Annotated in this window: 17 protein-coding genes; 6 read left to right on the top strand and 11 right to left on the bottom strand. The window is 41.6% G+C overall.

Going from position 1 to position 23,298, the window contains the following annotated elements; all coding sequences use genetic code 11:
- Positions 1–50 precede the first annotated feature (50 nt).
- Positions 51–728, bottom strand: coding sequence for a ligase-associated DNA damage response endonuclease PdeM (gene pdeM / locus EGN73_RS16620; protein ID WP_219292501.1), 678 nt, complete (start codon positions 726–728; stop codon positions 51–53).
- 113 nt (positions 729–841) lie between these two features.
- On the opposite strand from pdeM, the gene EGN73_RS16615 reads away from it, so the two are divergent.
- Entirely contained in the window at positions 842–1,279 is a 438-nt protein-coding gene (locus tag EGN73_RS16615; protein ID WP_219292499.1) for a DUF2147 domain-containing protein, read from the top strand.
- A 7-nt stretch (positions 1,280–1,286) separates the two neighbouring features.
- Here EGN73_RS16615 and EGN73_RS16610 read toward each other — a convergent pair whose 3' ends face one another.
- Positions 1,287–1,574, bottom strand: a complete 288-nt coding sequence (locus EGN73_RS16610) for a TIGR03643 family protein (protein ID WP_219292496.1) — start codon at positions 1,572–1,574, stop codon at positions 1,287–1,289.
- Positions 1,575–1,652: 78 nt separating this feature from the next.
- Between EGN73_RS16610 and EGN73_RS16605 the strand changes: the two genes are divergently transcribed.
- Positions 1,653–1,994, top strand: a complete 342-nt coding sequence (locus EGN73_RS16605) for an FAD-binding domain-containing protein (RefSeq protein WP_219292494.1) — start codon at positions 1,653–1,655, stop codon at positions 1,992–1,994.
- On the opposite strand, the gene EGN73_RS16600 is transcribed toward EGN73_RS16605, so the two are convergent.
- The 7 genes from EGN73_RS16600 to fmt all read right to left on the bottom strand — a co-directional run bounded on the left by EGN73_RS16600 (position 1,937) and on the right by fmt (position 11,463).
- Positions 1,937–3,586, bottom strand: a complete 1,650-nt coding sequence (locus EGN73_RS16600) for a hypothetical protein (protein ID WP_246611632.1) — start codon at positions 3,584–3,586, stop codon at positions 1,937–1,939. The two genes, EGN73_RS16605 and EGN73_RS16600, sit on opposite strands and share 58 nt — an antisense overlap.
- Positions 3,583–4,794: a hypothetical protein gene (locus tag EGN73_RS16595; protein ID WP_219292492.1), complete on the bottom strand. Its 1,212-nt coding sequence runs from the start codon at positions 4,792–4,794 to the stop codon at positions 3,583–3,585. The genes EGN73_RS16600 and EGN73_RS16595 overlap by 4 nt, the downstream gene beginning before the upstream one ends.
- Before the next feature lie 137 nt (positions 4,795–4,931).
- On the bottom strand, positions 4,932–7,103 hold the full coding sequence (locus tag EGN73_RS16590) for a penicillin acylase family protein (protein ID WP_219292490.1): 2,172 nt from the start codon (positions 7,101–7,103) through the stop codon (positions 4,932–4,934).
- 659 nt (positions 7,104–7,762) lie between these two features.
- Positions 7,763–8,548 (bottom strand): SDR family oxidoreductase, encoded by a 786-nt coding sequence (locus EGN73_RS16585; protein WP_219292488.1) that lies wholly within the window; start codon positions 8,546–8,548, stop codon positions 7,763–7,765.
- Positions 8,545–9,045 (bottom strand): dihydrofolate reductase, encoded by a 501-nt coding sequence (locus tag EGN73_RS16580; RefSeq protein WP_219292486.1) that lies wholly within the window; start codon positions 9,043–9,045, stop codon positions 8,545–8,547. The genes EGN73_RS16585 and EGN73_RS16580 overlap by 4 nt, the downstream gene beginning before the upstream one ends.
- Positions 9,046–9,395: 350 nt before the next feature.
- Entirely contained in the window at positions 9,396–10,322 is a 927-nt protein-coding gene (locus EGN73_RS16575; protein ID WP_219292484.1) for a DUF4412 domain-containing protein, read from the bottom strand.
- A gap of 205 nt (positions 10,323–10,527) precedes the next feature.
- Positions 10,528–11,463, bottom strand: a complete 936-nt coding sequence (gene fmt / locus EGN73_RS16570; protein WP_219292482.1) for a methionyl-tRNA formyltransferase — start codon at positions 11,461–11,463, stop codon at positions 10,528–10,530.
- A gap of 117 nt (positions 11,464–11,580) precedes the next feature.
- Between fmt and EGN73_RS16565 the strand changes: the two genes are divergently transcribed.
- The 4 genes from EGN73_RS16565 (at position 11,581) to EGN73_RS16550 (ending at position 17,812) form a co-directional block, all read left to right on the top strand.
- Complete coding sequence (locus EGN73_RS16565; protein ID WP_246611631.1) at positions 11,581–11,946, top strand: hypothetical protein; 366 nt, start codon at positions 11,581–11,583, stop codon at positions 11,944–11,946.
- Positions 11,947–12,020: 74 nt separating this feature from the next.
- Positions 12,021–13,196: an efflux RND transporter periplasmic adaptor subunit gene (locus EGN73_RS16560; RefSeq protein ID WP_425515034.1), complete on the top strand. Its 1,176-nt coding sequence runs from the start codon at positions 12,021–12,023 to the stop codon at positions 13,194–13,196.
- A gap of 12 nt (positions 13,197–13,208) precedes the next feature.
- Positions 13,209–16,361, top strand: coding sequence for an efflux RND transporter permease subunit (locus tag EGN73_RS16555; RefSeq protein ID WP_219292480.1), 3,153 nt, complete (start codon positions 13,209–13,211; stop codon positions 16,359–16,361).
- Entirely contained in the window at positions 16,358–17,812 is a 1,455-nt protein-coding gene (locus EGN73_RS16550; RefSeq protein WP_219292478.1) for a TolC family protein, read from the top strand. The genes EGN73_RS16555 and EGN73_RS16550 overlap by 4 nt, the downstream gene beginning before the upstream one ends.
- Positions 17,813–18,164: 352 nt before the next feature.
- Here EGN73_RS16550 and EGN73_RS16545 read toward each other — a convergent pair whose 3' ends face one another.
- Entirely contained in the window at positions 18,165–21,113 is a 2,949-nt protein-coding gene (locus tag EGN73_RS16545) for an alpha/beta hydrolase family protein (RefSeq protein ID WP_219292476.1), read from the bottom strand.
- Positions 21,114–21,123: 10 nt separating this feature from the next.
- The gene (locus EGN73_RS16540) at positions 21,124–23,289 is read right to left on the bottom strand and encodes a S9 family peptidase (RefSeq protein WP_219292474.1); all 2,166 of its coding nucleotides are present in this window, start codon (positions 23,287–23,289) and stop codon (positions 21,124–21,126) included.
- Positions 23,290–23,298: the final 9 nt, after the last annotated feature.

Below are 23,298 nucleotides of genomic sequence, written 5' to 3'. Positions count from 1 at the left end.
TTCCTGATGAATTGTGCCAAAATTAAACAGCTTGGTTTAGTAAACCAATCTTATTCCATGAAATCCACAGCAATTACTTTTTTGCCTGTTACTACATAGGCAAGGTCACCTGATTTGGCCTTCATGGTAGCCAAGCCTGTAAACCTTCCGAATGCAGGCAGGATCATTTGATTCTTGCTGAGAAAAAAACATGCCAATGTCAGGCTTTGTCTTCCCATTCCCTTTAGCCGTATTCCAGGGTGGATGTGCCCGCAAAGGTTCAATACACCTTCGGGAACACTTGATAAGGGCTCATGACTCAGCAGTAAGCCACCAACCTTTAGGGAAGAATCATAAACCTGCCATTTACCCGAACGGTAAATCACATCCGGTAGTATGTCATGGTTTCCTTTGATCAAGTGAAAAGTGATATCCTGAAAGTAATCCAAGAAAGTCTCCAGGTCATCCCAAGATGAGTTGAAATCACTGTGAAACAAATCCCCAAGAAAATACACATGCTTTGGATTGTATTGGTTGATAAGCTGCTGTAATTTAAGGAAGTCATGTACGTGTACATTTTCAGGGATGGGTACCCCGGACTTCCTGAAATGGGCAGCTTTCCCAAAATGCGGATCAGCGATCAAAAGGGATTCAGTGGTTTTGGAGAAGATGCATTTTTCCGGCAACAACAATAACTCCTCTTCCTTCCATTTGATTGACATTTCACCCTTTGATTCTACGGTACTCATTCCTATTGTTAATTTATCTTAACAGTATTCACAAAATGAAACAATTTTTAGTCAGTTTGGCTTGTAAAAGTATTACTTATAAGTTTTCAAATAATCCAAAAGTGAATTTTATCATGAAAAATTATCCAAAATTATTGGTCGTGCTGCTTTTAATGACCTTCAGTTCATTCGCTTACGGGCAAAATCCCGATGATATTTTGGGAGAGTGGTACACTACAGAAAAGGACGCCAAAATTGAGATTTTCAAAGATCAGAATAAGTACCATGGTAGAATCATATGGATGGATGAACCGGAGATTGACGGGAAGCCAGTACTTGATGAAAACAATTCGGATAAAAGTAAAAGAAATAGGCCGATTTTGGGAATGAAACTGCTGGAAGACTTCAAATTCAATGATGGTAAATGGGAGGATGGCACCATCTATGACCCTAGAAACGGAAAAAACTACTCCTGTACCTTGAGGAAGAAAAACGACCAAACTTTGGAAGTTAGAGGCTACGTAGGGGTATCTCTCATTGGGCGCACAGTTGAATGGACAAAAGCCAAGTAGCTTCTGATCACTTCCTCTTACTGATTTTATTCAGAGCTATTCCTTTTTGCATGCGTGATTTGAAGATGAGCATATCATCAGGTGACTTAGCGGCGTGTTTGGTGCTTCTGCCCTGAACCCTTTTCCTCCACATTCTAAAGGAGCTTTCCTTCATCTCCCTTCGCATCAATTGAATGACTTCTTTTTCACTTAGTCCAAATTGCTGCTCTATAACATCGAAAGTTGTACGGTCTTCCCATGCCATTTCGATTATCCTGTCAACTTCTTCTGCTGAAAGATTTTTTGATTTGTCCATGGTGTAAAAACTTTGAGGAAATGGCATTGTTTACAAGTGGATGGAAAAAATCAATGTCATTTTAAACAAAAATTTGAAATGGAACCTGAAATGGAATTTCGGCACCTCAACAAGGGGTTCGAAACTATAGAAAAGCCACTGGATGAGGCCAAATTAGAAGCTTGGAAGAAAGGAAAAACCGGCATTCCATTAATAGATGCCTGTATGCGTTGCTTGGTAGAGACGGGATATTTGAATTTTAGGATGCGTGCCATGTTGGTTTCCTTTCTTACCCATCACCTATTCCAGGAGTGGAAGGTAGGCTCAGCTCACTTAGCCAGGCAATTTTTGGATTTTGAGCCGGGAATTCACTTTCCACAGCTTCAGATTACTTCTACATCAAAAGCTCCATTGACGATTTCTCCATCAATTTTCACCTGAATCCACACCCTGTAATCACCTGGTTGTGGAAATGCATATGGGAATCTAACCATACTATGGTCCTCGTGTTCGGGATCCTCAAGATAGGGCAGGTGTACCATATCTCCCATGAGCAGGCTGTCTCTTTCCTTATCCGGCAATTCATCCAAAAATGAGAGCACCTGATCTACACTGTCCATAAAACTCAAATTTTTGGGAAGGTTATTAAATCCCACATATCCTGATTCAAACCTTTCCAGAAGCATTTGCTGAGAACCCATGGAATACGTACCGGTGGGATGCAAGTGGATGTAAACCGATCCATCATGCTTCAACACAACTGCATGTCCCATCATGCCCAGATAGGATTCCAGCTGGGCAGGTTCTCCCTCAGCATCGAACAAAGCAAAATCCAGACTGTATAGCCTTCCTGCTTCAAACTTACCTGTCTCTGTCTCCCACATGGCAGAATATCCTCCAGGAAGATCAGTCATCAGGCCTGGCTTACCACATACCATGATGTCACCATCCAAAACCAGTGGTTTATTTCCTATGGGATTGGAAAATGTAAAAGTATCATCTCTTCCCAATCTGAATTCCCTATTAGAAGCCAGTTGAAAATTAGCCGATTCCGGTACTGAAAGTTCGGAAACTATGGTTTCAGAGAATCCGGTATATCTTGTTATATCTGCGAAAACGTGATAATCACCAGCAGGCAAAGGTGGAAGTTGAACTTCATAATTCAAAGTATCCAATCTCTTAGGATGCAAATGGGCAAATACATCAAGCTCATTTTTTTTGATCAAAAATAAATGCATGAGTTTGCCGTGATCTGGGACCATATAGCTCAGTTTGCGGGTAATTTGACCATACTTCAGTTCCGTGGAGTCCACTTTTAAGCGCAGGTAATTACCCCCATCCCTTTCAATAAATTGGCTTTCAGCAGAAAAAGGCTGGTACAATGTTTCATTGTATTGCCTTGCCTCTGCGTCCCACCAGGATTTACCACCCCAAAGAACTAAACCAACTACAACAGCCCCAATTGCTGTACCGATGATTCTTTTCCTTTGACCTTTGGGGCTTCTTTCTTCACCGGGATTGCGGATGCTGTCACCCATAGCTGAAGAAAAAATGGTCACCAAAAGGATAACAAGGAAAACCCCCAAAACAGATAAGGCAATACCGAGTTCCTTGGGCATTTCATTTTGGGCTGTTGGCATGGCCATGATGGGCACCACAGCTTCGTAAGTCTCCCCATCTTTGGTAAGCAAAATCTGCACGCTAGAAGTACCACTTTGCATAAACCACATCTCTCCTTCGAATTTCCCCGGTTCACCGGGCACCGATATCAAAGCATCTGCTGTGGGCGTTCCCATCAATCCGGCGGACCAATACACTGGCCTTGCTTCTAAAATTACTCCATCCGGATTTTCAGGAAGTATGACCGATACCATGGCAGTTCCCGGAATTACATCAGGTGGGTCTACATTGGCCAAGACCCTGTAATCACCCATCATACCTTCAAAAATCACCCCGGGACTACCCACATGCCCCATGCTCAGGTACCAAATTCCCAGCAACGCGAGGAAAACCAAATTTTTATGCTTTATCATCTTTTCACCTGTTTCATCCAATTCCCCCATGAAAGCCCGATCCTTGATGTAATCCAAGCTATGGGTAAGGCTATCAATAAGCCCTTGACCAATGCCCATCCAGTATCTACACTGCTGGGAACAAAAGCATACCTGTAGGCATAATCAGGAGAACTCATATAAGACCATGAGGACCTGCCAAAAAACCAACCGCGGGCTGCTTCTGTATGTAAGAACTCAGCAAAGTACCATTGGGCCGGAACAAAAGTTGCCAAAAACGCCACAGCCAATATTCCTGAAAGAAACCATTTATTTATGTTCTTGAATCTGGCCATAATAAGGTCAATTGCTACGGCAGGCACAATCAAAAGAATCGGGAAATGATAAGCCTGTAAGGTGGTTATGTGGTTGTAAACAGGGCTTAACCTTGGTTCTGCAGGAAAAAGGGGCAGAATCCAAACCATTGCAGCCATAATCAAGGTGTAAGCCAATGCCATTTTTGTACATGCCCATTTGTATGGTGCTGCAAATGTCACTGAAATCATAAACATAGGAAAAGTCAAGGCCGCAATCTGGTACATCAATGCTCCATGCATCAAAAACGGCCAGAAATACTGGGAAACCAACACATACACCATGGCCAGAAGAATCCCCGCAGTCAGGGCATACATCCACTGCAATTGGGCATGGGTATTTTCTGTGATATTGTTTTGCAGTCTGTTTTGAAGCGCCGTGACGGATATCATCGCACCAAATTGGATCATGATCATTCCCAATCCCAAAAGTACATGGGGAGGAGAGAGGATCTGTACATCGAGTCCATAAGTATTGTGCCACCAATCATCAAAAGGTGCTGAGGTCAGCATGGCAAAGGCTCCCCAGATACAAAACATAGCACCTAAAGAACCATGAAATATCCCCCAAAACTTGATTGCTTTTGATTTTTCAGCAGCTGTTCCCCAAAAACTCGTTTTGAGGACTTTGATTCCTGAGAAGACACCGGCAATTACTGCTCCCACATAAATCGCAATATGCGGTGGAGAAAACAAGGTGTCACGCCCCACACTCATGTGCCAGGAAATGTCCCAGATCAATCCAATAACGATACAAAGGGAGGAAAAGACAGAAGCATACACATAGGTAGGAATCTGTCTGATTGAAGTGGCGCTGTTGCTCTGGGTTTTGACCGCTTCCTCTTGAAGGGTCAAAGTGCTAAATGTGACTTTCATTTGGATTGGATTTTTTTTCAATTTATATAAAAATGTATGCAATAGCGAAATATCATAAATGAAAAACCCTTGATCATCAGGGAAAATCAAAAATGGCAACCGTTTGGCTGCCATTGATTTGTGTTTGATAAAATTATTTACTGACCAGGTCTATATTTCTTTCTGGCATTGGTTTCTACATCTGCCCTATAGTAGTGTACATCCTTAAATTCTCCGGCAGCATAAATCTCTGCCTGATCGACGAAATGATGTGAAAATGGGTTTCCGCTTTGCCCTCCGGCAAGCAGACTCTTTGCCTTAACTTTATCACCGAACTCCACTACGGCCACAAAACTGTTGCCTACATTCCCATACCACTTTTTGGTGTTTGGATACGATCTGCTTCCGTAAGCTGCCAAAGAACCCCACAGGGAAGAGTTATATCCAATAGGTAAGCTTGGCAGCTCATCGTAAAATTTCCCCTGTATTTCATTGGTGACCCTTTGGAACCTGTTGATTTCTCCCCAAGGCGTGTTCCAGGTACCAAAATCCTCCTTAAGTTTGTCTACTGCTCTTTCTAAGGCATCAAGCATGGCCGGACCTTCCATGTTTTCAGCGATATAATCAAAAATATATGCATCCCAAGGCCTGTCCATATTTCTAACTTCTGCCATCAGTTGATTTCCCCAAAAAACAGCGATGGAGGTACCCACAGAAGAAACACCTGTTTTCAAATCCCAGTCTTTTAAAACTTTGACCGGTTCCGAAAGGGAATTCTTTTGGGAGTGATTGGCCGGTAAAGCTTCATAAGCTTTTACAAGGGCAGGAATCAGTGGATCAAAAGCCATCAGGGTAGGTTCGTAGCCAAGCTCTTTGGTTAGGGATTCCATGGTGTAATTTTCCTTGTTTTTCATGATCCTTACAGCATTGATCCCGCGGGCATTTTCGAGGTCCCAAGCCATATAGGCCGGATAATCTTCTCGCTTTGGACTGTATGGACCTGCCGCGGTAAAGGGAGTAGAATTACAATTTTGTATCCAACCGTTCTCAGGATTTTCAATATAGATCATCTCATCCACTTCATGAAGTCCCTGCCAGTCAGTCTCCGGATTGGAGCCATCCACCACATTTCTCCAATCAAAATCCGGGTTTCTTTTCGGAATGAAGTTCCCATGGTAATACACAATGTTACCATCTTTATCGGCATACACCGTGTTGTTCGAGGAGTTGGTCTTTAGGTCCATGGTGGCCTTGAATTCCTCGTGTGTTTTTGTTTTTGTTCTAGTATAGGATTGGGTAAGAGCCTTTTGCCTCTCTACCATCAAGGCGATGGCGACCCACTTGCCACCTTCTTCGCGAATGACCGGGCCGTGATGGCTATAAAACGCCGTAAATTCTCTTTCGATTAACTGATCACCTTCTTTGTATTTGGTAAGGATTTTCTTTTCGGTAAGTGGTCTCCATTCCTCTCCAAATTTGTAATGGTATTTCCCGTTTCTTTTTTCAACAGTCAGCGCAAAATGATCAATGGCATCGGCCCTGCTGGAAGTATGCATCCATCCGTTGTATTCGTTGAATCCTTGATAGATAAAAAACTGTCCCCAAGTAACCGCTCCATAAGCATTTAATCCTTCTTCGGAAATCATATGAACTTCCGGCCTGAAATAGAAGGATGTATGAGGATTTATAAATAAAAGGGCATTGCCAGTTTGAGAAAGTTTTGGAGCTATGGCAAAGCCATTTGATCCTCTGGGTTCCTCATCCCAATCCCGCTCCTGATACACCAAGCCAGCATGGAAGTCTTTATCATAGAAACTTTTGAGCTCATTGACCGAAATTGTTTCAATATCTCCGCCTATGCTGCCCTCAGAGAAGGCCAGCGCCATCCAAGGATCGAATTTGGTCAGTAACTTAGGTTTGATTTCCGGATGGGAATGTAGAAAATAATTGATCCCGTCAGCCCAAGCGTCCATCAAGGATTTAAGCCAATCTGGAGATTCCTTGTATTCTTGCTTAAGTACTTCCTCATCAATATATAGCTTCATCCTGAGGTCAGCATAGAGTTCTTGAATACCTTCTACTTCCGCTTTTCTACCCAAGGCAAATATGTAATTGGATTCCACACGGTTGAAGTCATCCTCGCACTGGGCGTAAATCATACCAAACACTGCATCAGCATCGGTTTTGCCATAAATGTGGGGGACACCATATTCATCTCTGATGATTTCGGTGTTTTGGGCATGGGATTTCCACCTGTCCAGGTTTTCCTGTGCTATGGCCGGAACTAAGAACAAGAAAAATACCAGCAGTTGAAAGCAATTTCTAAGCATATATTGGGTGTCTTGATTGAATTGCTAAAATAGGAATATAGGCAAGACTATCAATCAATATTTATCTGAAGGGGAATATTTCAAAGTATAAAGAGGAAGCTTTTTATTGTTCAGTTTCGAACATATTCTGTTTCGCATTTGGACAAGGGACAAAGGAGTTTTTTTGTAAAATCCCTTTCTCCTTTATTGAGGGCAGATTTGGCATGGCTGGTCTCAAAATTGTATTGACTGAATAAAAATCCAATATGCTGACACTCTTACTCTGGTTGATATTGGCGGTTCTTTGCTGGCCATTGGCAGTTCTTGCCCTAATACTTTATCCAATTGTTTGGTTGCTGTTGTTACCGTTCAGGCTTTTGGGCTTTGCCATTGATATTTCATTTTCCTTTGTCAAAAATTTGCTTCTGTTGCCTTTTAGGCTTGTAGGAGTGGGTAGGTAGAAGAAGCGAGAGATTAGATGCTAGAATCGAGATACGAGAAACAAGGATCGCGAGGCGAGAAACAATAAAAGACAGCTTAAGGAGACATTTACCTCGGAGGATTTAAAAAACCTCGAAGGCGAGAAAATAAATTTGAAACAAGTGACTTGAAGTAGTTTGAAATCAGAAAGAGCCTCGTAAATCGTCCTTCGTAAATCGTAAATCCAATTTAAAGACCATCTACCTCACTTTCGCTTTTCGAAGTATCCTTGAAAATACAGCAGGGAACAGTCTCTTCAGGTAAACAGCAAACTTTTCTTTTCCTCCAATGAGAATTTCTTCTTTTCTTGATTCAATGGCTTTGTAGATCTGCCTTGCACAAGCCTCAGCAGGCATTCCTTTGGCTTGGGCGTCATCCATTTCTTTGAGCGGACTGCCATTGCCTGTTAAAGCATTAATGGATACGTTGGTTTTAATAAAACCTGGACAGATCATGGTTACCCCTATATTGTCTTTAAAATGCTCCGCCCTAAGTGAATCAAAAAAACCATGCAGGGCATGCTTGCTGGCAGCATAAGCTGAACGGTACGGTGAACCGAATTTTCCCACCAAACTACTTACCACTCCAAAATGCCCCGATTTGTTACCAATAAAATGTGGCAGCAACTCTTTGCTTAAGGCTATGGTGCCAAAAAAGTTAACGTCCATTATTTTGCGGTCTACAGATAAATCTGTTTCAGCTGCCAGAGACCTTTGACTTATGCCTCCATTATTGATCAGGACATCTATTTTGCCAAAAGCACTTATGGCTTTTTGGACTTTGCCGGAAAAACTGTCTATATCAATAAGGTCAAGAGGCAAAACAAAAATATTTTCAGGGCATTTAGAGTTGGTTTTAATACTTTCCAATTTTTCCAGATTTCTCGCAGACAAAATCACCATATGGCCATGCAACAGGTATTCTTTCGCTAAGGCTTCTCCTATTCCTGAGGAAGCTCCTGTGATCCAGACTATTTTCTTTGTCATGGCCTGATTTTCTTGTAGGTTACAAACTCAAAATTGTATTCATTTTTTTCATCCCGCTTATGCTTCTCTGAGGATGTTTTTTTCCAGTCTTCTTTTTTGATTTCAGGAAAATATACATCTCCATCAGGGGCAGCATCCACTTCAGTCACCAAAAGTTCGTCTGCCATATCCATGGCCTGATTGTAAATTTCAGCCCCTCCAATGATAAAAACCTGATCCAAGTGCTTTCCAATACAGTATTTGATAGCATCCTGAAGAGAATGAAATACATGGTGTCCTTCTGGTAAGGTGAAGTCCTGATTTCTTGTGATGACCAATGAGGTTCTGTTGGGCAGCGGTTTGCCTACAGATTCATAGGTTTTTCTGCCCATGATAATATGGTGACCGGAGGTGATTTGCTTGAAAAACTTCAGATCTGAAGAAAGCTTCCATATAAGTTGGTTGTCTTTGCCAATGACATTGTTTTTGGCTTTGGCGACTATGATTGAGATTTTCAAGGGGATTCAGGTTTAAGGTGTTTATATACTTTCTTTTTTAAATAAAGCAATCAAATCAATTTTAATCAAAAAAAGATCCCAAAGCGAGATTTTTTCACTTTGGGATCTTAGTATCATGTGAAGAATTTATAAATAAATATGAATATACGGAACTTCGCAATTGATTAAAATAAGCTTGGAATTTCAGCTCAAATCTATTTTAATTGATATTAGATACTTGCAGATATTGTTTTGAAACCCACATTTATATCAGAATTTGAGTTTACTGGTAAAGAGGCGTATAATCATGTAAATAAAAAAGACTTTTAAATGTCTGGCTCCATGATTTGACTTTTTTCAATTGACAAATATCATTTTCCCTCAGCCTGCATTCCTGCAAATATGCTCGGGTAATCATTCATATTGAAAACCTGCTTTTTGTTATCGTTGATTTCTATCACTTTCATGTCCATTACACTTTTATCCAGCTTGCTGACATAGTTCATTTCCAGGAGATTTCCTTGGGGCAGATCTTTGAAGTGCGCCGAATTACTATTTTTCATTTTTGAGGTCAAAAGAGGGTTTTCAGACCCCCAAAAGGTGTTTTTGCCTTGAATAGCTTGCTTGGTAATCCAATAGCTGCCAGTACCTTCTTCAGAATCATACACATATTCCTCACAACTGTATCCGCTGATTGTTTTGGTATTTCCTGTTTTCTTAAGCTGAAAATCCTCTTCCTCAACATCTTCCACTTCCACGGCTTCAGCCATTTTGACTAAATCAATACCATAAGCCATCCTTTGCTTTTCTCCTTCACTTTCCATCAGAATGATGGAAGCATTACGGGAAAAATCATAAATCATGATGGCTTTGCCTTCTTCCTTTTTCTTCTTTCCCTGATCCATATCGACTTCCATTCCCATCACCTGTACGTCCTCGGATAAGAATGCGGTCATGTTCATAGGTTCTATTTCTTTGCCTTTGCCGTCTTTTCCTGTGATCTCCAGAAGAGTATATCCTGTGAATACATATTGGTCAGCCACTTCTACGTCAGAGGAAATACCACTTAGCAACTTATCCCAATCAACTCCAGGCATTCCATCTTCGCCATAGAGCCCGGCAAAAGCTTTTTGAAGTTGTCTTTGAGCCAACTTCTCAGCTTCATTTTCCACGGTTTTTTCCACTGCTCTGGAGACCCCGCGCTCGGCAGCATTCCTCAGGCGGTTCATTATTTGGGCTTCGGCAAAAAACGGAGTTGCCAGAAAAATAGCCAATAATAGTGTGCTTAAATTTCTCATAAGTTCCTGAATTTTATTTTTCTTAACAAGTTATGAAAAATAAGATGTATTGGCCAATTCTAATTTGTTAAGCTTTTTCAGCAGTGATTAAGTCAATGTTTTTGATGAGTAAAAGTACAACTTGAATGAGAGATAGTATAAATGGGAATCAAAGGCATCCTGAAAAAATAATATATCCAGGATGCTCAACTATTTGTGACCGGGTTTACCTCCCTTGAGGTTGATACCCTCTTAGAAAATCTTCGATCGGCATTCTTTTTTTTCCTTCCAACTGCAACTCCAAAATACCCAGCTGACCTGAGGAGGTCTGGAATTTCAAATATTTTTTGCCATCAGTTTTGAAAGTGCCTACTTGAATATCGGAGGATTGGGTTTCTAAAACTTCCGTCTTAAAAATTTTGCAGTTTTTACCGTCCAAAGTAGTCCATGCTGCAGGGTATGGTGACAGGCCTCTTACCAGATTGTGAATGTCAGCAGCTGATTGATTCCAGTCGATTTCACAGGTTTCTTTGAATATCTTTGGGGCATGGTGGTGAAACTTGCTTTCATCCTGAGGTTTAGGGCTTATATTATCTTCAGCTACCGCTTCTATAGTTTTCAGAACCAATCCTGACCCTTTTAGCATTAGCCTTTCGTAAAGTGATCCTACGTTATCCTCCGGATGAATGGGTTCTTTTTCCTGAAAGATTATACTTCCCGTATCTATTTCATGCTTGAGGAAAAAGGTGGTTACTCCTGTTTCTTTTTCTCCGTTGATAATAGCCCAATTGATCGGAGCTGCTCCTCTGTAATCTGGAAGGAGGGAAGCGTGCAGGTTGAAGGTCCCTTGTGGAGGCATGTTCCAGACTGCTTCCGGGAGCATTCTGAACGCAACTACCACTTGAATGTCCGCGCGGTAAGATTTCAGTTCTTCTAAAAATTCCGGAGATTTAAGGTTGTTTGGCTGCAACACCGGAATTTGATGCTTCAATGCAGCTTCTTTGACAGGTGAAGGGATCATTTTTTGACCTCTTCCCTTTGGTCTGTCAGGAGCTGTGATCACAGCTACCACATTCCAGCCATTTTCTACCAAAATCTCCAAAGAAGGCACCGCAAATTCCGGGGTACCCATGTAAACAATGCGTAATTCTTTTTTATTCATGATACAAATGTCTGAAATCTTATTCAGTTGAAAGAATTGCTGACAAGGTAATCTTACATAATTGGCAATCTTTTTGAGCTGCATGTTGAATATCGAGAAAAAAGTTAATTTTGTGCGATGATTCAAAAACTACGATATGCATTTTCCAGACAATTCAGGTTTTTAGCCTGTTTGCTGTCTTTGTTTTTCGTGGTTTTAGCTGTTTTTGACGGTTTTGAGGTTGAAGATAAAATAGAGTACCAAGGTCATTTTTTTGATGAGGCTGATTTTGATTATGTGGATTTTCCCACATCTATCTCCAGACCATCCACCACAGCTGCTTCTAAATTTCAACGGATTGAATTATTCAGGATTTATGATTTTTTTCTAAGTATCACGAGACTTGAGATCAAACCATCTCAAATTCTTTCATACATACCCGTAGAATTATTTTCCAGTTTAGAGATTCTGGTAGGGAAGTCTATCAGTATGAACGCACCCTGAGTGCTCTTTTTAATCATAAGACTCTTTAAAACCCAAAGTAGCCTTTCTTCAAAAGGTATCTAAATCTCTTATTTATGAACAATTATTATTTCAAAGTGAGCTTTGATAGGCTTTACCCTGTCTTGGCTTTTACGATGAACATATTATTATATGTCTTATTGTCTACTCTTTTTTCTTGCAGTAGCGGAACCGGCAAAAACCAAAACACTCAACCTGTATTAGTTCCCATCTTGGAGCTTAAACCAATGGAAGTCAATGTCCCCAAAACTTATGTATGTGATATTCAGGCAGTCCAATTTGTAGAAGTCAGGGCCAAAGTAGAAGGCTTTGTCGATAGAATTTATGTGGATGAGGGCCAATTTGTCCGAAAAGGACAAAACCTTTTCCAACTCAGCTCAAATGAATTTAATGAGATAGTCAACTCAGCAAATGCCAAATTGCTGCAGGCAAAAGCAGAAGCCAAGGGAGCACAACTGGAGGTTGACAGACTTAGGGTATTGGTGGAAAAAAACATCATCTCAAGCTCTGAATTGGAATTGGCAAAATCCCGAAAAGCAGTGGCTGAGGCAGCTATAGCCGAAGCTGAATCCATGCTGAAAAATGCCAGAACCGGCCTTTCCTATACTACTATTAAGGCACCATTTGACGGGATTGTGGATAGGATTCCGTTTAAGACCGGAAGTTTGGTTACTGCTGGTGATTTATTAACCAACATTACCGATATCTCAGAAGTGTTTGCTTATTACAAGATCAATGAAAATGAGTACCTGCAATACATGAGAGATAAGGTTGGTACTGATTCTATCAGTGAAGAAATCTCTTTGATCCTGTCGGATGGAGAAGTTTACCCTCACAAAGGTGTTTTTGAGACCATGGAAGCAGATTTTGAAAGAGGAACCGGTTCAATTGCTTTGAGGGTTAGGTTTCCAAACCCTGATCAATTGATCAAGCATGGTGCAAGTGGAAAAGTGCAGATGGAGGATAAGTTGGAAGGTATATTTCTCATTCCACAAAAAGCAACTTTTGAAATCCAGGATTACAGCTATGTGTACTTGGTAGATAAGGAAAATAAAGTAAGGGTCAGAAGTTTCAAGCCTTTGCAGCGATTTGGTCTATTCTACATTTCGGAAGGTTTTGAGGAAGGAGACAGGATCATCTATGAAGGGATTCAGCAAGTCAAAGACGGGATGGAAATCTCACCTGAACTGACTCCTGAAAATGAGGTGTACGATACTTTGTTCAAAGCTTAAACTTCCCGTAAGATGCTAGAACTATTTATCAAAAGGCCGATACTTTCCACAGTTATTTCGGTTTTCATCACCTTATTGGGGCTTTTGTCTTTGACTTCACTGCCAATTACCCAATTCCCTGAAATTGTACCGCCGGCCGTTACCGTAACTGCCAAATATACCGGTGCGAATGCGGAGGTTTTGGCCAAGGCTGTTGCCACACCTCTGGAAAGGGCAATCAATGGAGTGCCTGGAATGAGTTACATGACATCGGTAAATACAAATGATGGGATCTCCCTGATCAATATTGTTTTTGAAGTGGGAACAGACCCTGATCAGGCAGCGGTGAATGTGCAGAACCGCGTGGCTACTGTTTTGGATGAATTGCCGGAGGAAGTAATCCGTGCTGGGGTTCAGACAGAAAAGGAGGTTAACTCAATGCTTTTGTACCTCAACCTGATGACTTCAGACAGTACTCAAGACGAAAAATTTGTTTTCAATTTTGCTGATATCAATATACTTCCTGAGCTGAAAAGGATTGATGGGGTGGGTTTCGCCCAAATCATGGGATCCCGGGATTATGCAATGAGAGTTTGGCTCAACCCGGATAGGTTGGTGGCTTATGGATTGACTCCACAGGATGTCACAGAGGCCATTCGAAATCAGAATGTGGAAGCAGCACCCGGGAAGTCCGGTATTTCCTCTGACAGGGATCCACAGGCCCTTCAGTATGTGCTCAAGTACACGGGTAAGTTCAACCAAGAAGAAGACATAGAAAATATCACGCTGAAGTCACTTCCTGATGGTTCACTGCTCAAACTTAAGGATGTTGCCGAAGTTCAGTTTGATTCTCAGGATTATAATATGGTTTCCATGACTGATGGAAGACCTTCAGCGTCTATTATGATCAAACAAAGGCCTGGTTCAAATGCAAAAGAGGTAATCCAGAATATTAAGGACAAAATGGAAGAGCTTCAGGAGAGTTCATTTCCTCCTGGTTTGGAGTACAATGTTTCCTATGATGTTTCCAGGTTTTTGGATGCGTCGATTTTTGAGGTAATCAAAACTTTAATTGAAGCCTTCTTATTAGTTTCTCTTGTAGTGTTTATTTTCTTGCAGGACTTCAGATCAACTCTTATTCCAGCAATTGCAGTACCGGTATCCTTAATTGGGACTTTTTTCTTTATGCAATTGTTTGGATTTTCTATCAACCTACTGACCTTGTTTGCTTTGGTATTGGCCATTGGGATTGTGGTGGATAATGCCATAGTGGTAGTAGAAGCAGTCCATGTCAAAATGCATGAGCTTAAGATGAACGCCATGGATGCGACCATTGCCGCAATGAAAGAAATAGGAGGGGCCATAGTAGCAATTACTTTGGTGATGTCAGCTGTATTTGTACCTGTGAGCTTTTTGTCCGGTCCTGTAGGGATCTTTTACAGGCAGTTTTCATTGACATTGGCCATCGCTATCGTGATCTCAGGAATCAATGCATTGACCTTATCACCTGCACTTTGTGCCATGTTACTAAAGCCATCAGATGTAGAACATAATCCCAAGAAAGGCTTGCTTCAGAAGTTCTTTTATCAATTCAATCAAAAATATGATGCCCTTTCACTCAAGTATTCAGGTATTTTGAATCTGATTGCCCACAGAAGAGCTGTCACTCTTGGCGTTTTGGTTTTGTTTTTGGCTTTGACCTATGGGGGGATGGCCGTAGTGCCCACAGGGTTTATCCCAAATGAAGATCAAGGGATGATATATGTAAACGTTACCACCCCTCCCGGAGCCACTGTGGAAAGGACTTCAGAAATCATGGATCAGGTTCAGGCAAGTCTTCTTCCTTTGGAGGAGGTGGAGACAATTTCCACACTTGCAGGTTATAGTTTGCTATCAGAAACTGCCGGAGCTTCCTATGGAATGGGGATGGTCAATTTGGTAGATTGGGAGAATAGGGATAGAAGCGTAAATCAGCTGATCGGAGATTACCAACAAAGGGTGGCACACATCAAAGGTGCCGAGATTCAGTTTTTTGCTCCCCCTCCGGTTCCAGGCTTTGGAAATGCTTCAGGGTTTGAACTGAGACTTCAGGACAAAACAGGTGGTTCCTTGGATAAAACTGCTGAAATATCCCAGTCTTTTGTGGGAGAGCTAAATAACAGACCGGAGCTAAAAGAGGTATTTACCAGTTTTGAGGCCAATTTCCCTCAATATCAATTGGTCGTAGATCATGACAAGGCAGCAAAACTAGGGGTGTCAGTAGTGGATGCGATGGAAACGCTACAGAGCTACGTAGGAAGTTTCTATTCCAGTAATTTTATCAGATACGGTCAGATGTACAAAATCATGATACAGGCATCTCCCGAATTCAGGACATCGCCAGAATCCATTCTGAATATGTACACCAAAAACTCCAGGGGACAAATGGTGCCTTATTCCAACTTTCTAAGCATGGAAAGGGTATATGGTCCTGAGCAAATCACCAGATACAACATGTTTACTTCTGCCATGGTCAACGGAGATGCTGCTGAAGGCTATTCCTCAGGTGATGCCATCAAAGCCGTGGAGGATGTGGCCTTGAAAACTCTCCCAAGAGGCTATGATATAGACTGGTCAGGAATAACCAGAGAGCAGATTGCATCAGGAAATCAGGCAGTTTACATTTTCCTGATATGTTTGGTTTTCGTTTATCTGCTTTTGGCTGCGCAGTACGAAAGCTACTTTCTGCCTTTACCTGTAATCCTTTCTTTACCGGCAGGGATTTTCGGGTCTTTTCTTTTTCTCAAAATCACCGGGTTGGAAAATAATATCTATGCTCAGGTGTCCTTGGTCATGCTTATTGGATTATTGGGGAAAAATGCCATCCTGATCATTGAGATTGCTTTACAAAATAGGAAAAGGGGTTACTCAATTTTGAAGTCAGCCGTCAATGGAGGAGTGGAAAGGCTTAGACCTATTTTGATGACTTCTTTTGCGTTTATTTCTGGCTTGATTCCTTTGACAATCGCTAGTGGTGCAGGAGCAATAGGAAATAGGACCATAGGTACAGCCGCCGCTGGGGGAATGTTGTTAGGGACTTTAATAGGGGTGTTTTTGATCCCTGGATTATTTGTGGTTTTTGAAACCATTGCATCCAGGATTAAAGAAAAATCAGTCGAGAAATCAAAACCAGTTACAGCATCATGAAAAGATTATTTCAATCAAAATTAAGTATTGCATTGCTGTTGGTTCATTTGCTTGCATCCTGCAAGGTAGCTGAAGTGTACACACCGCAATTGGAAGTCCTTCCGGGAAATTACCTAAATGAATCCCTTGAAGCAGAGTCAAGTCTCAATGTAGCCATGATCAATTGGGAGATCTATTTTGAAGATCCAAACTTAAAATCTTTGATCAGGGTAGCTTTAGAAAATAACCAGGATAACCTGAAAACTCTGGAAAGAATCAGAATTGCACGGGCAAATCTAGGGATAGCGAGAGGTGGATTACTACCTGAAATCAATGGGATTGCAGGTGCTATGTCGAGGAGATTTGGAGAGTATACCATGGATGGAGTAGGGAATACTGATTCCAATCTATCCCCTACGGTTCCGGAAGACAAGTTGATACCTGATCCTTACAGAGATTTTATTCTCGGTGCCCAATTCAATTGGGAAATTGATGTTTGGGGAAAATTAAAAAACAGAAAAAGAGCTGCATTTGAAAGGTATCTGGCCTCTGAAGAAATGGCCAATCATGTCAAAACTTGGTTAATAGGAGAGGTGGTCATGCATTATTACCAGCTTGTGGCTTTGGATGAGGAACTGAGGATTTTAACCTCAAATATAGAGCTGCAGGAAAAAGCGGTGAATTTATCTAAAGACCTGAAGGAGTCAGGTAAAGAGAACCAATTGGCTGTAGATCAATTTGAGGCATTGATGCTCAACTCCAAAGCCTTATTGATTGAAAGACAAAGGGAATTGAGGACCACGGAACTTCAGCTCACACGCTTGATGGGCGGATATGCGATGGAGCATGAAAGGACTGTACTGGATACTGCTTTTGAAAATTCTGAGTTGGTAGCTTTTGGGCTACCTGCTGACCTTCTCCGGATGAGGCCTGATATCCGAATGGCCGAAAGAGAACTTATTGCATCCAAGGCAGATTTGAACGCTGCCAGGGCGGCTTTTTTCCCCAGCATAAATTTAGGTGGAATGGCAGGCTTTAATGCTTTTGATTTCGGAAAATTGTTTTTCAGCCCTGCATCCATGGTTTATCAATTAGGGGCAGGATTGACGGCGCCGGTTTTTAATAGGAACAGGATAAGAATGGAAATGGAAACTGCAAAAGCTTCCCAAAAAATCGCCTTTTTGGAATACGAACAAACTGTTTTCAAAAGCTATCTCGAAATTCTGAATTTGATCAATGAATTTAGAACATATGATGAGCAATTGCAGCTCAAATCTTATGAGGTAGAGGTACAGAAAAGATCTGTGGATAATTCCAATATTATGTTTCGTGTAGGTTATGCGGATTATCTGGAAGTACTTAACGCTCAAAGCAGGGCTTTGCAGTCAGAAATTGAATTGATAGAGCTCAAAAAGTCTCAGCTTCAAACAAATGTTAAAATTTATCTCGCATTAGGTGGAGGGTGGATGTAAGCTCAAATAAAGTTTGTGTTTTGGTTTTCTGTAATTGTAAAAAGACCTCTGTTTTTGACAGAGGCTTTTTTTAAAAAAAAGCAAACTTTAATGAGGTAGGGGAAACAGGCTGTGTTTATCAGTTTTCTAAATGAATAAAAAAAGCCTTTGTAACATACAAAGGCTTTTGTTTTTTGGGGATAACCCTTTTTGAACTTAAACACTTCAGAGAAAAACTCTAAAATATCTTTCAAGTATACAGGTTTTATTTTGGCAAAAAAATACCCAATATTGGGTATTTTTTTGTTCAAAATATTAAAATAAAACAATTTAAACTTTTAATAATTAAATAAATTATAAAATCCGCTTCACACTAAAAAGCTCTTTTTTCCAAATGGGTTTCAAGTTGGAGCCTATCTATCCCTTCGGAAATCCACTTTGGTGCATCATTCCCTTTGAGGTGGTGATCGAAAAACTCCATCATACGCACACTGTAATCCTTCCTGTTTTCCAGCTTGGAAAGTCCATGGTTCTCTCCTTTGTATTGCATCATGATCACAGGCTTTTTCAGCCTTCTCAGAGCATTGTAATATTCAATACCCTGCGTGAAATCCACTGCGCCATCTTTGTCATTGTGCAACATCAAGAGCGGTGTCTGTACATTTTTTACATGATATACCGGAGAGTTTCTGAGATAAGAATCCCAGTTTTCCCAAGGCCCGCCTTTAAATCTCCCTTGAGATGCTTCAAAAATGGCCATGTTTCCTCCACCGGTGTTCCAATAGATAAGGTCATACATTGATACCATATTGGTAAGTGGGGCACCTGCAGCAGCAGCCTTGAACATATCTGTCTGGGTAATCAGGAAGGAAGTTTGATATCCTCCCCATGAATGTCCATGTAGACCCATATTGCCTTCATCGATTACTCCCGTTTTGAGGGCTTCTTTTACCGCAGGGAGTACACACCAAACCGCTGACATTCCTGGGTCATCCAAGGTGTATACAATATCTGGAATCAATACTGCATACCCATTGCTGGTGTAGACTCCAGGATTCCATCCGGTGCCTGAAAAACCCGGTGTAGAATAATTATGAAGTGTCTGTGAAAGTTTCTCGTAATAGTAAACTATCGTAGGGTAGCTTTTACCTTCTTCGTAACCTGCCGGTAAAAACAAAGCTGCCTGCAAGCTGTCCCCTTTATCAGAAATATAGTCGACCAGTTTTACTCCCGGAGACCAAGCATATTTAGAGGCATCAGGAGCATTGGAAGTGATTTGCTTAGGATTTTCCAGTTTGGCATTCGTGGTGAAATACTCTGTTGGCGTGCTGAATTTTTCTTTGGTAAAGAAAAATACATCAGCTTGTTCAGCTTTGCTGAGTCTGTTGATATTGGCGTCTTCCCATACCAGCTTGGTTATACCTGGGTTTAGGGCACTTTTTCCGGCATTGATAATACCTATTCCGCTCTTTTTGGTGTTTTCTCCATACATTCTCACGTAAAGGTTCTTGCTCAGGTCAATGCCTTTTTCATCCGGATCCAATGCAAATCTGCTCTGATACCTGATTTTGTCGGTTTTTCCGTTTTTGGTCAGGTTTATGGCATTTTCAGGATTGCTTATCGGAATTTGCCAGATGTCCCAATTGTCTCTGAGGAGAACATACTTACTGTCTGCACTCCAGCCCAAAGGGGCATTCATGGGTTTTTCTACATTTCTGTCATCTTCTACATTGACAAATGTAGTAGGTAACTTATTTGTAAGGTTTATCTTTTTACCGCTAACTATTTCATAGACAAAGAAATGTCCATCTTCAGCATAAAGGATTTTTGTGCCATCTTCAGAAGCTCTTGGACGGGAGTTGTAATTAGGCTGATAAAACTTTTTGAAAAGTTCTTTTTTCTCCCCGGTATTCAGATCTACTATATAATAGTCATAGTAGCTTTGACCGTCCAGATTGATGTCCAGTTCATAAGTCTGAATGTCAGAACCTAGGGCGAATTTTTGTTTCGGCAGGAGCTGCAGCTCCTTCATACTACTGTCCTGTAGGGCCAGATGTTTTTTGTTGGCAACCTGATACACTGCCCAGAAACTGTAATTTTTGTCCTGATTTTCCAACACTTGCTGACGGGACTGAAGGCGGCTATCTTTCCAATGCCAGATGGTCATATCCGGTTTGTTGGCCTCATTTTTTCCAGAGGAGGTTTTGGTTTTCCCGCTGTCAAGTTTGGCTATGGCAGATTGAAGATCAGAAATGGACTTGATGGTGGTGTCAGCCATGATTTTACCAAGTTTGTCTGACTCGGATACTTCAGACTTTTCCTCCGATTTTTCTTCTTTTTTATCCTCTTTTTTTTCTGCCACCAAAGGGTGGATGCCGTAGAAAAGCTTGCTGAGATCTTCAGACCACATGGGTTTGCGGTTTGGACTGATGGTGAAATTTTTCGGGAAATTTGTGCTGTCCTTCTTTGGGTCATAGACAATGATCTCAGGCTTGTTGAGGTTTTTCACTCCGATCAATTTGCCTTGATCCTGCTTGAATGCTTTGTCTTCCACCATTTTGAGCAAAGCAAAAGCATCACCCTTTTCAGTCCAGTTGATGGACCTGTAGGTAGCTTTTTCTGTTTCCAGAATGGAAATATTGCCAGAGTTTACATGGTAGAGGTGAAGGCCATTGCCATTTTTATTGGCAGCATCAATGGTGTATGCAAGATGTTCTCCTCCCTTATTGAAGGCATATTCAAATACGTTTCCGATGTTGTGTGACTTGAGGTTTGAAAGATTTACAATCAAGAGGTCTGAGCCTTTGGCATCGCCATTGCTACCCTCCTTGCTCAAGTTGATAGCAAGATGGGTAGATGCTTTTCCATTAAAAGAAAAAGAGGAGATATTGTCGTATTCGGTTTTCTTAAAATCATTTTCCAGATCCACAAGGATCAGTTTTTCCTTTAGATTTTTCCCTCCGTTTTTTGAGGCAGACTTCCTGTCTTTTTCCTTAGGATACTCTTTGTAAGCCACCCAACGACCATTGTCTGAAAATGAAATGGTTGGATTGGCAGAAGATCCGATCGGAAAAGTTTTTTTGCTTTCCGGATCGCTGACCTTTTGTATGATGATTTCTCCATCTCCTTCTACAGGAACCATACCATATGCCATCCATTTTCCTTCTTTGGAAAATTGTACTGAAGCTTGGGAAATGGATTTCCAGGAAGGAATGTCTTTCCACGAAATCGGTTTGGTATCTTGGGCTTCGGCCAGATGGACCAGCCATAGGGATACCAGAAATACTGTCAAGAAGCCCTTCAGGGCTGTGATTTTACTCATTTTTTAATTTTTAATTTTCGGGATGTGTAACATAACGCTCAAAAAACTCAATAATTCTGGCCATACGGTCAATTCTTCTATGTACCGCTCCAGACCTGGACAGTTCGTGTCCTTCTTCCGGATACCTGACATATTCCACAGGTTTGCCGAGAATTTTGAGGCTTTTGTAAAGGAGTTCGGACTGACGGACACCAGTCCTGAGATCTTGGTCACCGTGCTTGATCAGCAAAGGTGTTTGGATATTCTGTACATAGGTCTGAGGGCTATTGTAGTCGAGTATTTCTTTGACACCTTCTTCCCATGGATAGCCAAAATGGTTGGGAACCAATCTCCAGGCATTGCCTTCTCCAAGGAAAAAAGTAAGCTCATAAACCCCTCTCTGGGCAAAGGCTGCTTTGAACCTATGGTCATGTCCCACAATCCATGCGGTCAGATAACCAGCATATGAACCACCTGTGAGTACAAGATTGTCTCCATCTATCCAATCATATTGCTTCATGGCTTCATCCAGAGAGCCAAGAACGTCTGCTGCAGGCCCGTCTCCCCAATCTTGGAAATTGCCTTTTTGGAATGCTTTTCCGTATCCACCGCTTCCTCTTGGGTTGGCATATACCACGCCGTATCCACGAGCTGCCATTACCTGAAATTCATGCCACATGGATGCTTCGCCAGGCCCCCACATCGCTGAAGGGCCTCCATGCATATTGACTACAGTAGGGTATTTGGTTCCGGAGGATTTGCCTATTGGTTCCATCACCCAATAGTCAACTGTAAAGCCATCCGAGGTTTTAAGCTGGTGAGCAGTAGGTTTTGAAATCTGTTTTCCTTCAAGCCAGGATTCATTGTTTTTGCTGATTTGCTTGGCGTTTTTATTGGAAAGGTCTGCAAGGTATATCTCCGAAGGATTTTCTATTTTGGTCAGGGCATAGACCAGCTTCTGATCTCTCAGGTCAAAGCTGGTGACACCTTGTGCCCCGGTGATGACCGGGTCTATTTTTGCTGAGTTGACATTAACTTTCCAGAGAGAGAATCCTCCTTGGTTGGCTCCGGAAAAGTAAACATCCTGCGAATTGGATGCCCATTTACCCGATCCAATACTTCTGTCAAGCGATTCGGTCAGCCATTTCATACCACTGCCGTCAGGCTTGATGGCGCCCAACATGGACATGTTGTAGGAGGGTTCCTCCATGTTCATCCCTCTGAAAAGTATCCACTTTCCATCAGGGGAAAAATTAGGCGCGCCTACGCTATGTCCTTTAAGCGAATAAAACACTTCAGCAGACTGACTGGATAAGTTGATCTTCCATATTTCAGTGGTATTGGTCAAATCCGGGTGTTCTTGGTTTTCCAGACTTGAAGCCAAGATGTATGTTCCGTCAGGCGACCAAGTGCCTCCGAAGAAGCTTTGAAATCCTTCTGTAATCTTCCTGGTCTCTTTGGTATTGAGATCGAGGATATTAAGGTGGGAAAAAGTAAGGTCAGGATTAAGGTCTCTTTCTCCCAAAAAGTTGAGTCGGTCAATGACTTTTGGGTCTCCTTTTGAATTGTTTTTGGCAAGATAGGCCCTCATTTCTTCTAAGGTTCCATCTGGATTGGGTTTGATTTCTTCTTTTGCGGAACCTGCATTGATGGCTTTGTAGTTGGGCTCATCGTTATGGGCTCTTCCCGGTCTTTGTACTTCCCAAGTAGGCTCGCCTTCAATCTGCCAGATTGGATGGGAAGAAGAAAAAAGGATTTTTTTTCCGTCTGGAGACCAGACAGGGTTTGAAGCACCGTTTTTCTCAGAGGTAATCACTTGGCTTTCCCCTCCTCTAAGTGGTAGGATCCAAATCTGGGCTTTGCCATCTTTGGGCCTAACAAATGCCACCTTGCTGCCGTCCGGTGAAAGGGCTGGAGATGAAATGTTATATTCTGAAGAAGTAAGCGGTCTGCTTTCAAAGGGTTCGCTTAAGTCTGATATCCACAATTGACTCTTATAAGAGTAGTCATCACTTCCTTTTTCATTTACGGAATTTTTCACGTAAATCACCTGCTTTCCATCTGGAGTGATCTCATGGGAAGTTGTACTGATGATTTTTGTGAGATCTGTTATGTTGACCTTTTCAGGACTTTGGGCTGTAGCTATATGACTCAGGAGCAACAGCAACAGCAGAAAGTGCATCTTTTTTCTGATCATTTTAATTTT

The sequence above is a fragment of the Arthrospiribacter ruber genome (assembly GCF_019343195.1).
GTDB lineage: Bacteria > Bacteroidota > Bacteroidia > Cytophagales > Cyclobacteriaceae > Arthrospiribacter > Arthrospiribacter ruber.
The sequence above is the reverse complement of the archived record's forward strand: the minus strand, read 5'-3'. Positions and strand labels throughout refer to the sequence as shown.